Genomic DNA, 12887 nt, shown 5'->3' with positions numbered 1-12887 from the left:
ACGCCGCCCCGCTCCCCTAAATTAGTCGACCTGAAAAAGCCCTCGGGCTTGCTCATCTCCACTCAAGTTAAAAAGTAGTGAAATTTCAATGTCCGATTTCAACACCGCTGAATCCGTAGTCACCGAATCGTCCAAAGCGGAATACGAAAACTCCATCAATCTTTCACAACACCTGCCACAAGCCAAAATCATCAGCGAGATGGTGCTGGACGCGTTCCAGTCGACCCGCGAAAGCGACCAGATCCGCGAACTGCGCGCCGCGATCCGTCACGCTCACGACAGCTTCGACGACGACAAGGCTTACGAGCTGATGGGCGAACTCAAAGCTCTGAAAGACGCCGAAGCCGCTGACCTCGCCGCCCTTGAAGACCTGAGCAGCAAGTTTTCGATTGGCCGCATCCTGTCCAGCTTCAAGGACGATCCGGCGTTCCAGGAAATCGTTTACGGCCTGGCCCTCAAAGTGCTGAATCAGACCCATCAGGCGATCAGCAACCCGAGTGGCGGCAAGAGCAAGGCTGCGAAGAAGAAAGAAGTCGAAATCTTCACCATCAGCAAAGACGGCATCAGCGTGACCCTGCCACTGCGCACACCGCGTTCGCGTCTGAATGTTGATCGTGAAGCGCTGGAGTTCCTCGGTTTCACCTTCGTCGGTGAAGGCGAAGAGGCGGAACTGGAAAGCGAAGTCTTCGTTGATAACGACGGCGCCGAGCAGGCCGTGAACCGCAAGAACATCATCACTGCACTGCAGAAGCAGACAGCGTTTGATGGATACAGCATCGCTGCGCAGTAATTTTCAGCGCTGACGAAAAAGCCCCGCACTGGGATTCAGTGCGGGGCTTTTTGGTTTTCGGCTTGGGTTTAGTGGGATGGCCTACACCGAGGCCCCTCACCCCAGCCCTCTCCCGAGGGAGAGGGGGCCGATTGGGGGATATTGTAGAAGTACGCCGAAATGAACGTGCTGTGCCGAATCCACAATCGCCACGGTCTTGCAGGTCGATGAATAGCTCAAGACACCTCGGTCAGTACCCTCTCCCTACGGGCGGTCCGACGTTTCGGGAGGGTTAGGGTGAGGGCAAGTCGCGAAATCAGAATCAAACCGCAGGATGCAACGCCACAATCATGTCCACTTCAATCGCCGCATTCTTCGGCAACTGATACACCCCCACCGTCGTCCGCGTATGCCGCCCGGCATCACCGAGCACATGGCTGAACACATCCGAAGCACCATTGGCCACTTCACTCAAATCGACGAAATCCGGCGTCGACTTCACATACACCGTGACCCGCAACAACGCCTTGATCTTGTCCAGCGATCCCACCGCATCAACAATCAGCGCCAGACAGCGCATCGCACTGATGCTCGCCGCCGCCTGCGCATCCTTGAGCGTCAACTCCAGCCCGACGCGACCGGGATACTGAATCTTGCCGTGAGTGCGCGGCACCATCCCGCTGATGTACAACTCATCATGATGACGAATCAGCGGCGCGTAATTACCGCCAGCCGTGTTCTCGCCATAGATGTCGTAATTCAGCTCTTGTGCCAGGGCAATAAAGCGTTCGTCGCAGGTCATCCTCTCAGTCATGTCGCCCAGCCTTTTTATGATTTAACCACGAGTTACGACAGATGAACGCCGTACTAAAAACACCGACGAACCCATCGAAATATTTGGATCCAAATCTAGAGATTTCGGGATCACTGCGCAACCGCCTCTCCAGTGACTGATTTTAAAGGCTTTGTCAGTTCGAACCTGCGCGATCAACTCTCGGCCAGCACATCGCTACGATTGCCTCTCTCGGCGACCCCGGTCAAGGTCGTTACTAACATCAAAATTTGCTCCCGGCATCGCCTCTGGAGCAACCATCTAGCAACTTATTTATAGTTATAGCCATATCTCACTATAACTATCTATAAGTTCGTATGAGATTAAGCCGTGGACAAGAATACAAATCCCTTCAATCCCGGAGCCGGCGTTTCTCCCCCAGAGCTCGCGGGGCGATCCGAGGTACTGGAAACGGCTAACACCGCACTCGCACGAATCAAACGCGGCAAGCATGCTAAGTCTCTAATGGTATTGGGACTGCGGGGCGTCGGGAAAACAGTGCTTCTGAATCAAATTAAAGACAGAGCAGTGTCTCAAGGCTATCTCGCCGAGATGCAGGAAGCCCACGATGGTGCAGAGCTAAAACAACTGCTGATTCCAGTTTTACGCTCGCGTTTACTGTTCCACTGTTTGATGAGTTCATGAGGCGAGTCCCTTAACTCACCCAACAAAAAACCCCGCACATCTCTCAATGTGCGGGGTTTTTCTTCAAGCCTTTAAACCTTACGGCGCGTACGTCAGCAGCAGCTCCGCCGGCACCTTGAAGTCCAGGGACATCATGACGCTCAACGCGGTGATGGTGAAGATCGAGAACACGAACAGCTTGCGTGCCCAGACCGTGTCATCCACCGCTTTGTAGCCAGTCCAGGCCATGTACAACCAGTACATGCCCATGGCCGCGGCGACAGCGAGGTAGCTCATGCCGGCGTAGCCGCTGAAGGTCAGCATCAAGGTCGCTACGAGGAACGCCAGGATGTAGAGCAGGATGTGCTTCTTGGCCACTTGAATGCCGCGCTTCACTGGCAGCACCGGAATCGATGCGGCCAGGTAATCGTTGAAGCGGAAGATTGCGATGGCGTAGGAATGCGGCATCTGCCACAGGCTGAACATCACCAGCAGCGTCAGCGCGGCCATGTCGAAGCTGTTGGTTACGGCAACGTAACCGATCACTGGCGGCATGGCGCCCGACAGACTGCCCACCAGCGTGCCGTGAACCGACTTGCGCTTGAGGTACAGGCTGTAGAAGCCGACGTAGATAACAAAGCCGATTACGGCGAACAGGGCAGCCAACGGGTTGGCCACCTTGTACAACAAGGCAACGCCGAGAACACCAAGGATGGTCGCGTAAACCAGTGCCAGTTTCAGGGAGATCAAGCCCTGCACCAGCACGCGATTTTTGGTGCGTTCCATCTTCAGGTCGATGTCGCGGTCGATGCAATTGTTGAACACGCAACCGGAGGCGACGACCAGGGACGTGCCGATCATGGCTGCCAGAAACACCGCCAGATCGACATGCCCTTTCGAGGCCAGGAAGAACCCGCCTGCCACAGAAAGCACGTTACCGAAAATGATCCCCGGTTTGGTGATTTGGATAAAGTGCTTAAGCGACATCGGGTCTACCTCACTTCGCCATCATGTACGTGTGGATGCTGAACATGATCCACAACGACAGACCAACCAGCAGCACGATCACAATCGCGGCGAACACGAAGGCGATCACATTGTTACGTTGCGCAGCCGAGCGGTCCAGGTGCAGGAAGTACACCAGGTGGACAACCACCTGGATCACGGCGAAGGCCAGAACGATCATCAGCGTGATCGACTTCGGCAACGACGGGTACATCACCAGAGCAAACGGGATCGCAGTCAGGATCACCGACAGGATGAAGCCGATCGCGTAGGACTTGACGCTGCCGTGGCCGGCGTCGTCGTGGCTGTCATGGGAGTGTGCGTTAGCCATTACAGGGTCCCCATCAGGTAAACAACGGTGAATACGCAGATCCACACCACGTCCAGGAAGTGCCAGAACAGGCTCAGGCAGCTCAGACGGGTCTTGTTGGTCGCCGTCAGGCCGTGCTTGTTGACCTGGTACATCATGATGCCCATCCAGATCAGACCCGCGGATACGTGCAGACCGTGGGTACCGACCAGGGTGAAGAACGCGGACAGGAAGCCCGAACGGCTAGGACCGAAGCCCTCGGAGATCAGCAGGTGGAACTCGTTGATCTCCATGGCGATGAAGCCTGCGCCCAGCAGGAAGGTCATGAACAACCAACCCAGAACCTGCTGCTTCTTACCTTTGTACAACGCCAGCATGGCGAAGCCGTAGGTGATCGAACTGAACAACAGCAGAGCGGTTTCGCCCAGCACGTATGGCAGTTCAAAGATGTCGTGGCCCGACGGGCCACCGGCGACGTTGTTTACCAGTACCGCGTATACCGCGAAGATCGACGCAAACAAAATGCAGTCGGTCATCAGGTAGAGCCAGAAACCGTATACGGTCATCTCGCCCGAATCGTGGTGATGGTCATCGTGCCCATGTTCACCATGGGCGTGTCCAGCATTGGTCACTAAATTCGACATGGTTTAAGCCTGTTCCAACGAGGTTTCAACACGGGTGGCATTGGCCGGGATTTTCCCTGCCGCGACCAGACGCTTGTGCTGCTCGGCTTCGATACGTTCGATCGTTTCAACCGGAACCATATAGCCCTGGTCGTCACGTGCAGCGTGGATCACGAAGTAGACAACAGTGCCTACCAGGCTCGCGATGGCCAGCCACCAGATGTGCCAGATCATGGCAAAACCGAAGACGGTCAACAGTGCGCCCATCACCACGCCAGTGGCGGTGTTGTTCGGCATGTGAATCGGCTCGTACTTGGCCGGACGCTGGTACGCAGTACCGTCTTCCTTGGCTTCGGTGAACGGGTCGATGCAGTCAGCTTTTGGCAGCACAGCGAAGTTGTAGAACGGCGGAGGCGACGAAGTCGACCATTCCAGAGTGTGTGCATTCCACGGGTCACCGTGATCGCAAATGTTCTCTGGCTTGTTGCGGTCACGCACACTGACGTACAGCTGAATCAGTTGGCAGGCGATACCGACAGCGATCATCACCGCACCGAACATGGCAACGTACAGGTACGGTACCCACTCAGGGTTGGTGGTGGCGTTCAGACGACGGGTCATGCCCATGAAGCCCAGTGCATAGAGCGGCATGAACGCGACGAAGAAGCCGGAGATCCAGAACCAGAACGCTGCTTTACCCCAGCCTTCGTGCAGCTTGAAGCCGAACGCTTTCGGGAAGTAGAACGCGAAACCTGCGATGTAACCGAATACCGCACCGCCGATGATCACGTTATGGAAGTGCGCGATCACGAACAGGCTGTTGTGCAGAACGAAGTCAGCACCCGGGATGGCCAGCAGTACGCCGGTCATGCCGCCGATGGCGAAGGTCACCATGAAGCCCAGAGTCCACAGCACCTGGCTGGTGAAGCGCAGACGGCCCTGGTAGATGGTGAACAGCCAGTTAAATAGCTTCACACCCGTCGGGATGGAAATCAGCATCGTCGCCAGACCGAAGAAGGCGTTGACGCTTGCACCCGAACCCATGGTGAAGAAGTGGTGCAGCCAAACCATGAAGCCCAGTACCGAGATCGCGCCCGAGGCGTAGATCATCGAGTGGTGGCCGAACAGTTTCTTGCCGGTGAACGCCGAGATCACTTCCGAGAAGATGCCGAATGCCGGCAGGATCAGGATGTAAACCTCAGGGTGGCCCCACGCCCAGAACAGGTTGACGTACATCATTGGATTGCCACCAAGTTCATTGGTGAAAATGTGGAAATCCATGTAACGGTCAAGGGTCAGCAGTGCCAGGGTAGCGGTCAGGATCGGGAACGAAGCCACGATCAGAACGTTTGCCCAGGTGCAGGTCCAGGTGAAGATCGGCATGTCCATCAGTTTCATGCCAGGGGTACGCATTTTCAGTACGGTCGCGAGGAAGTTAACCCCGGTTAACGTCGTACCTAACCCGGATAACTGTAGCGCCCAGATGTAGTAGTCCATGCCCACGCCAGGGCTGTACTGCAGACCCGACAGCGGTGGATAAGCAACCCAACCGGTCTTGGCGAATTCGCCAACGCCCAGGGACAGGTTGATCAGCACAACGCCGGACACCAACAGCCAGAAGCTCAGGGAGTTCAGGAACGGGAACGCAACGTCACGCGCGCCGATCTGCAGCGGCACTGCAAGGTTCATCAGGCCGGTGAAGAATGGCATCGCCATGAAGATGATCATGATCACACCGTGAGCGGTGAAGATCTGGTCATAGTGTTCAGGTGGCAGGTAGCCAGGCGAACCCTCGGTGGCCATGGCCAACTGGGTACGCATCATGATGGCGTCGGCAAAACCGCGCAGCAGCATGACCATGGCGACGATGATGTACATCACGCCGATTTTCTTGTGGTCAACCGAAGTCAGCCACTCGGTCCACAAGTACGTCCACTTCTTGAAGTAGGTGATTGCAGCGAACAGCGCCAGACCACCGAGGGCGATCATGGCGATGGTCACCATCACGATCGGCTCGTGGAATGGGACTGCTTCCCAACTTAATTTACCAAACATCGTTTACTCCTCTGCCCCGGCAGCTGAATGCGAACTCGAGTCAATTTCCGTGGCCGCCACTTCTTTCTCTTTCTTCTCGTGCTTCAGCGGCTTGCCCGGCTTCATACCTTCGTACTTGTCGACGATGATCTGGAACTGGTTCGGCGTGACCGAGGAGTAGAGCTCGACTGGGTTGTTCTGGCTTGGCTTGGCAAGGGCTGCGTATTCAGCTTGATCAAGCTGTTTAGGTGACTTCTTGACTTCACTTACCCAGGCGTCGAAATCTTCCTGAGTGGTGGAAATAGCTTTGAACTTCATGCCGGTGAAACCCGCGCCGCTGTAGTTGGCGGAGATACCGTCCATTTCAGCGTTACGGTCCGCGATCAGGTGCAGCTTGGTCTGCATGCCCGCCATCGCGTAGATCTGGCCGCCCAGACCCGGGATGAAGAACGAGTTCATCACAGCGTCAGAGGTGATCTTGAAGTTGATTGGCGTGTGCGCCGGGAACACGATCTTGTTGACCGTGGCGATGCCTTGTTCCGGGTAGATGAACAGCCACTTCCAGTCCAACGCGACCACTTCGATGGTCACAGGCTTGACGTCGGATTCGATCGGACGATACGGATCCAGCTCGTGAGTCGAGATGTAAGTGATGTAACCCAGGGCAATGATGATCAGAACCGGGATGGTCCACACCGCCACTTCGATTTTGGTCGAGTGCGACCATTTCGGGGTGTAGACAGCGTTCTTGTTCGACGCGCGGTATTTCCAGGCGAACAGGAAGGTCATGACGATAACCGGCACAACGACCAACAGCATCAGCAGGGTCGCGGTGATGATCAGGTTGCGCTGTTCCAGGCCGACCTGGCCCGTTGGATTGAGCAAGGTCATGTTGCAGCCTCCCAGCAACAACGTGCCGAGCAGCGGCACTAGGCCTAGTAATCTGGGGTACCTGTTTTTACTCATCTCACGACCTCTAAAGCAGCTTGCGCAATGCAGTTGGGTTTTGATCGCCAACACTTCACCCTGCCAAGGGTTGGCATTTTCTTTGGATTGAATAAGGGCCGCCCGTCTCGCGTCAGACGCTCGACAAATCCTGGGACAGCGGTGAGTTCTTATTCGAATTCGTGGTCAAAGGCCTAGTTACAGACCAATTCCATTTGGTGCGGAAAGTTGGAAGGCACCGACACCTGGGTGTCTTGGAAGCCTAACGACTCACTCGACACCCGACTTCCTGCTCGCCTCCTTAATAAAGGCTGAACAGTGCCGGGAATTCAGTGCGGGCGATTGTAGATAGGTAGCGCCCTATACACCATGTCTTATCCCGAAATAATTTTTATCCATTCGAGCAACAATCCATCGCCATTTTTGCAAAAGTTCCACATGTTATCGAAATCGATTCTCAACAAAAACACCAAAAATTGTAGGTCTACCCGCCTCAGTTCAGACAGCTCTGATGGCTTTTTCCCACGTCGATATCAGCGTAAAGCCCGATAACACAAGGGCTCTGGCCATTTGCCAGAGCGTGTTAAAACTGCCTGTTCGAGCGTTTGTGCTTAAAAGCAGAAAATTGCCGAAACAGACCAATGTTTTTGTGTAACAGGAGGCCAATCCGGCCCCTCGCGAAGCCCTGCGACACACCGCGTGTGACAACATGTCGCACACCTGTCGCACCCTCCGTTGCCGTTCGTCACGGTGTTTTCACAAAGTCTCTGAAATGCAAAACGCCCCGATTTACTGATCCGCAAATCGAGGCGTTTTCTGTATCGGCTTGCTTGCCGAATAGTTGACTCAGCGCAGTGCCTTGCGGTTACGCGAGGTCAGCAGCGGCACCAGAATTACCACCAGCACGAACGCCACCAGCGCCCATTGCGCCAGCGACAGGCCGAGGATCGGCGGGTACGGCGTCGAGCAGAAACCATCCACCTGGAAGCCCAGCGGGAAGATCTTCGCCAGCGGCAGATCATCGACAATCGGCTGCAGCACATCGATGCCACAGCTCACTGCCGGATAGAACTGCGTGTACACGTGGTGCCCGGCGACGGCAGCGCCAGCCAGTGCGCAAATCACCACCAGCACTTCGAACACGGTGATGCTGCGACGCGTGCGCATGGCCGCGCCGATGAACGCGAAGATCGCAATCAGCAGCAACGCATAACGCTGCAAGATGCACAGCGGGCATGGCGCTTCACCGAGCACGATCTGCATGTACAACGCCCCACCGATCAGCGCCAGGCAGATGATGCCCAACAGCACCAGAAAGCGCCGCTCACGTCCCAACCGCATTGTTTCCTCGCTCATCGCGTTTCCCTTGTATGTCCATGGTTCAGCCGGCGTGCGGCTGAAAGTTGTCGCAAGTCTACACCGGGGGAATAAACGATAAAGCGGTTAAGGATTCATTAACCTTGGATCATGTTTCACAAATACAGACCGCATAACGGCCTTCGCGAGCAAGCTCGCTCCCACATTGGATCTGCGTCGAACACAAATCTTGTGGGAGCGGGCTTGCTCGCGAAGGGGGCAACTCGGTCTCAGATCATTCCAAAGCCGAAGCCGGCCCGAAGAACTCATAACGGCTCTGCTGCTCCGGCACACCCAGCGCTTTCAGATGACGCTTGATCGCGCCCATGAAGCCTTTCGGCCCCAGGAAGTAAGCATCGACATCACGCTGTTCCGGCAACCACTCGCCCAATTGCTCCAGGCTCAACATGCCGACCTTGTCCGCTGCCGGGCTCACGCCATCGTCTTCGGCGTAGCAGTAGAAACGCTTGAGCTGCGGATGACGCGCCGCCAAGCCATCGACCCAATCGCGAAACGCATGCACGCCGCCATTGCGCGCGCAGTGGATAAAGTGCACCGGACGCTCGGTTTCCAGCGCCGCTTCGAGCATCGCCAATGTTGGTGTAATACCCACACCGCCGCTGATCAGCACCAGCGGTTTATCGCTGGCCGTCAGGGTGAACTCGCCCGATGGCGGGAACAGCTGAATGCTCGCGCCGACGTGCAGTTGATCGTGCAAGTGATTCGACGCACGACCACCCGGTTCACGTTTAACGCTGATGCGGTACTGACCTTTATTAGCCAGCGCCGACAGCGAGTAGTTGCGGCGGATTTCTTCGCCATCGAGGATCAACTTCATGCCGATGTACTGACCCGGTTCGGCTGCCAGAATCGCGCCTTTGTCGGCAGGTTCGAAGTAGAACGAGATAATTTCCGCGCTCTCTTCAACTTTGGCCGCGACGATGAAGTCGCGCGCCCCACGCCAGCCGCCGACCGCGCGTTCTTTCTCGTCGTAGATGGCTGTTTCTGCACCGATCAGAATGTCGGCCAGTTGACCGTACGCCGCGCCCCACGCGCTCATCACTTCCGGGGTGGCGATTTCGTCACCGAGCACTTCAGAGATCGCCCGCAACAGGCAGGTACCGACAATCGGGTAGTGCTCCGGCAGAATCTGCAGGGCCACATGCTTGTTGATGATCTTCGCCACCAGATCGCCCAACTGATCAAGCTGATCAATGTGGCGGGCGTACATCAAAACCCCGTTGGCCAGAGCACGCGGTTGATCGCCGCTGGCTTGGTGCGCCTGATTAAACAGAGGGCGTACTTCCGGATATTCAGAGAGCATCATGCGATAGAAGTGCGTGATCAGCGCTTCCCCGCCACTTTCCAGCAGAGGCACGGTGGATTTGACGATGGCACGATCCTGGACGCTAAGCATAAGAGTGACTCCTGAGCTTTTTGAAAAAGTTATCTGAGTCATATCAGTTTCCGTGCCAACTTTTTAATTCATATAAATCAATGACTTGAGAAATTCGTAGTCATAACGACTCAAACGGTTTTATAGTCATCGCGACTACATCTTGTCTCTTTGACTACACGATCATGACCGCCAAATCCCTGCTCACCGCTTTACTGCCATTAGTCTCCGACCTATCGCGCGAACTGCCCGAGGGCGAGCGTTATCGACGCTTGCTCGAAGCCATGCGCGCCCTGCTGCCGTGCGATGCCGCCGCGTTGTTGCGCCTCGACGGTGAATCGCTGGTGCCGCTGGCAGTCGATGGTTTGAGTACCGACACCCTTGGCCGCCGTTTTAAGGTCAGCGAGCATCCGCGTTTCGAAATTTTACTGGCCGGTGCCGGGCCAACGCGTTTCGCCGCCGACAGCGACTTGCCCGATCCTTATGACGGTTTGGTCGATGGGCTCGACGAACATCTGGAAGTCCACGACTGCCTCGGCTGCCCGCTGTTTGTCGATGAAAAACTCTGGGGGCTGATCACCCTCGACGCGCTCGATCCGGAACGTTTCGAGCCGATCGAACTGGACGCCCTGCAAGCGTTTGCCAGTCTGGCCTCGGCCACGGTCAACGCGGCCGAGCGCATCGAGCGCCTGGCGATTCGCGCGGAAGATGAGCATCAGCGCGCCGAGGTGTACCGTCAGGCCAGCGGTCAGCAAAACCGCGAAATGATCGGCCAGAGCAAAGCGCTCAAACGCTTAGTCGAAGAGATCAACCTGGTCGGCGGCAGCGATCTGACTGTATTGATCACTGGCGAAACCGGAGTCGGCAAAGAGCTGGTGGCGCAAGCGATCCACGCCGCTTCACCGCGCGCCGACAAACCGATCATCAGCCTCAACTGCGCCGCACTGCCGGACACCTTGGTGGAAAGCGAACTGTTCGGCCATGTGCGCGGCGCGTTCACCGGCGCCACCAGCGACCGTCGTGGCAAGTTTGAACTGGCCAATGGCGGCACGCTGTTTCTCGATGAAGTGGGTGAACTGTCGCTGACGGTGCAGGCCAAGTTGCTTCGGGTGTTGCAGAGCGGGCAGTTGCAGCGTTTGGGCTCGGATAAAGAGCATCAAGTCGACGTGCGTTTGATCGCCGCGACCAACCGCGATTTGGCCGAGGAAGTACGCAGCGGTCGCTATCGTGCCGACTTCTATCACCGTATGAGTGTGTACCCGCTGCGTGTGCCGGCGCTGCGTGATCGTGGGCGTGATGTGTTGTTGCTCAGCGGTTTCTTTCTGGAGCAGAACCGTTCGCGCATGGGCCTTAATAGCCTGCGTCTGAACAGCGATGCGCAGGAAGCGCTGCTCGCTTATACCTGGCCCGGCAACGTGCGCGAGCTGGAGCATTTGATTGGGCGCAGTGCGTTGAAGGCGTTGGGTAACTGCAAAGTGCGGCCGAAGATTTTGAGTTTGAGTGCAGCGGATCTGGATTTGCCGCGTGAGGTTGTGGATAACTCTGCCGCCGCGGCTGCCGATGTTGTAGCGACGGCGCCGTTGATTAACGGTGATTTGCGCAGTGCGACTGAGGAGTATCAGCGGCGGTTGATCAGTGCGGCACTGGAGCGGAATCAGGATAACTGGGCGAGTGCGGCGCGGGAGCTGGGGCTGGATCGGGCGAATCTTGGGCGGATGGCGAAGCGGTTGGGTATGAAGGGCTAGAAGCACACCCTCACCCTAGCCCTCTCCCACTGGGAGAGGGGACTGAATGGGGGATATTGGCGATGTCCGCCGACGTGAACCTGCTTTACCGAATCCATAATCGACTCGGCCGTTCAGGTCGATGTAAAACGCCAGACACCTCGGTCGGCCCCCTCTCCCTCTGGGAGAGGGCTGGGGTGAGGGGCTCTGATCTGACCGCAGACTCTGAATCCAACCCCAACCCGACAACTGACCTAAAGCCCCACCCCTTAACGCCGATAACCCGGCATCAATAGTTCCTGGCGATCCCCACCCTCGCCCACCACCTTTTTCCACAGAAGGTTTATATGTCTTCCACCAAAGCCCGCGCAGATTCACTTTCGCTTCTGCTGTTTACCTTGCGCAGCGGCAAGCTGATGGCGATCAACCTGCTGAAAGTCAGTGAAATCATTCCCTGCCCGCCGCTGACCAAACTCCCGGAATCACATCCGCACGTCAAAGGCATCGCCACCCTGCGCGGTAATTCGCTGTCGGTGATCGACCTCAGCCGCGCGATCGGCGAACGACCACTCGAAGACCCGGACGGCGGCTGCCTGATCGTCACCGACGTCAGCCGTTCCAAGCAGGGCCTGCACGTGCAAGCCGTGAGCAAAATCGTCCACTGTCTGACCACCGACATCAAACCCCCACCGTTCGGCTCCGGCGGCCCGCGCGCTTACATCACCGGCGTGACCTCGGTGGACGGCACGCTGGTGCAAGTGCTCGACATCGAAAAAGTCATCCACAGCATCGCCCCGGCGCAGATCGAAATGGCGCCGACCGACCTGACCATGGAAGACGCCGAAGTCCTCGGTAACGCACGGATTCTGGTGGTCGACGACAGCCAGGTCGCGCTGCAACAATCGGTGCACACCCTGCGTAACCTCGGCCTGCAATGCCACACTGCGCGCAGCGCCAAGGAAGCCATCGACTGCCTGCTCGACCTGCAAGGCACGGCGCAGCAGATCAACCTGATCGTCTCCGACATCGAAATGTCCGAAATGGACGGCTACGCCTTCACCCGCACCCTGCGCGAAACCCCGGACTTCGCCCACCTCTACGTGCTGCTGCACACCTCGCTCGACAGCGCGATGAACAGCGAAAAAGCGCGGCTGGCCGGAGCGAATGCGGTGTTGACCAAATTCTCCTCGCCGGAACTGACCCAGCGTTTGATCGAAGCGGCCAAGCATGTCGCTGCGCACGGGCATTGAGTGTTGAGCGAGACGTATT

The 12887-nt window shown here is 56.9% G+C and carries 12 protein-coding genes; 4 read left to right on the top strand and 8 right to left on the bottom strand.

All coding sequences use genetic code 11. The features are described 5' to 3' along the window. Window positions 1-88: 88 nt before the first annotated feature. Window positions 89-790: a hypothetical protein gene (locus tag KFS80_RS18850; RefSeq protein ID WP_053123575.1), complete on the top strand. Its 702-nt coding sequence runs from the start codon at window positions 89-91 to the stop codon at window positions 788-790. Between the two features lie 301 nt (window positions 791-1091). Here the strand turns inward: KFS80_RS18850 and KFS80_RS18845 are convergent, their stop codons facing one another. Further along, the gene (locus KFS80_RS18845; RefSeq protein WP_212545555.1) at window positions 1092-1583 is read right to left on the bottom strand and encodes a RidA family protein; all 492 of its coding nucleotides are present in this window, start codon (window positions 1581-1583) and stop codon (window positions 1092-1094) included. A gap of 348 nt (window positions 1584-1931) precedes the next feature. Here KFS80_RS18845 and KFS80_RS18840 point away from each other — a divergent pair, with 348 nt between their 5' ends. After that, on the top strand, window positions 1932-2246 hold the full coding sequence (locus KFS80_RS18840; protein WP_212545554.1) for an ATP-binding protein: 315 nt from the start codon (window positions 1932-1934) through the stop codon (window positions 2244-2246). 78 nt (window positions 2247-2324) lie between these two features. Here the strand turns inward: KFS80_RS18840 and cyoE are convergent, their stop codons facing one another. The 7 genes from cyoE to hmpA form a co-directional block, all read right to left on the bottom strand. Beyond that, window positions 2325-3212, bottom strand: coding sequence for a heme o synthase (gene cyoE / locus KFS80_RS18835; protein ID WP_053123579.1), 888 nt, complete (start codon window positions 3210-3212; stop codon window positions 2325-2327). A 10-nt stretch (window positions 3213-3222) separates the two neighbouring features. Beyond that, on the bottom strand, window positions 3223-3561 hold the full coding sequence (gene cyoD, locus KFS80_RS18830) for a cytochrome o ubiquinol oxidase subunit IV (protein WP_053123586.1): 339 nt from the start codon (window positions 3559-3561) through the stop codon (window positions 3223-3225). Continuing rightward, window positions 3561-4184 carry a cytochrome o ubiquinol oxidase subunit III gene (cyoC, locus tag KFS80_RS18825; protein WP_042560958.1) on the bottom strand — a complete coding sequence of 208 codons (624 nt, stop codon included), beginning with the start codon at window positions 4182-4184 and terminating at the stop codon, window positions 3561-3563. Before cyoC ends, cyoD begins: the two co-directional genes overlap by 1 nt. A gap of 3 nt (window positions 4185-4187) precedes the next feature. Further along, window positions 4188-6218, bottom strand: coding sequence for a cytochrome o ubiquinol oxidase subunit I (gene cyoB / locus KFS80_RS18820; protein ID WP_053123588.1), 2031 nt, complete (start codon window positions 6216-6218; stop codon window positions 4188-4190). Window positions 6219-6221: 3 nt separating this feature from the next. Beyond that, the gene (gene cyoA, locus KFS80_RS18815; RefSeq protein ID WP_008084799.1) at window positions 6222-7163 is read right to left on the bottom strand and encodes a ubiquinol oxidase subunit II; all 942 of its coding nucleotides are present in this window, start codon (window positions 7161-7163) and stop codon (window positions 6222-6224) included. Window positions 7164-7988: 825 nt separating this feature from the next. Then, window positions 7989-8498 (bottom strand): disulfide bond formation protein B, encoded by a 510-nt coding sequence (locus KFS80_RS18810; RefSeq protein ID WP_053123590.1) that lies wholly within the window; start codon window positions 8496-8498, stop codon window positions 7989-7991. A gap of 235 nt (window positions 8499-8733) precedes the next feature. Next, window positions 8734-9915: an NO-inducible flavohemoprotein gene (gene hmpA / locus KFS80_RS18805; RefSeq protein ID WP_212545553.1), complete on the bottom strand. Its 1182-nt coding sequence runs from the start codon at window positions 9913-9915 to the stop codon at window positions 8734-8736. Window positions 9916-10079: 164 nt separating this feature from the next. Between hmpA and norR the strand changes: the two genes are divergently transcribed. Together norR and KFS80_RS18795 are read left to right on the top strand one after the other, a co-directional pair. After that, window positions 10080-11639: a nitric oxide reductase transcriptional regulator NorR gene (norR, locus tag KFS80_RS18800; RefSeq protein WP_212545552.1), complete on the top strand. Its 1560-nt coding sequence runs from the start codon at window positions 10080-10082 to the stop codon at window positions 11637-11639. Window positions 11640-11965: 326 nt separating this feature from the next. After that, the gene (locus tag KFS80_RS18795) at window positions 11966-12868 is read left to right on the top strand and encodes a chemotaxis protein CheV (protein WP_053123596.1); all 903 of its coding nucleotides are present in this window, start codon (window positions 11966-11968) and stop codon (window positions 12866-12868) included. Window positions 12869-12887: the final 19 nt, after the last annotated feature.

This window comes from Pseudomonas rustica (genome assembly GCF_018336155.1).
GTDB classification, from domain to species: domain Bacteria; phylum Pseudomonadota; class Gammaproteobacteria; order Pseudomonadales; family Pseudomonadaceae; genus Aquipseudomonas; species Aquipseudomonas rustica.
Note: the sequence above shows the minus strand (reverse complement) of the source record. Positions and strands in the feature narration are given on the sequence as shown.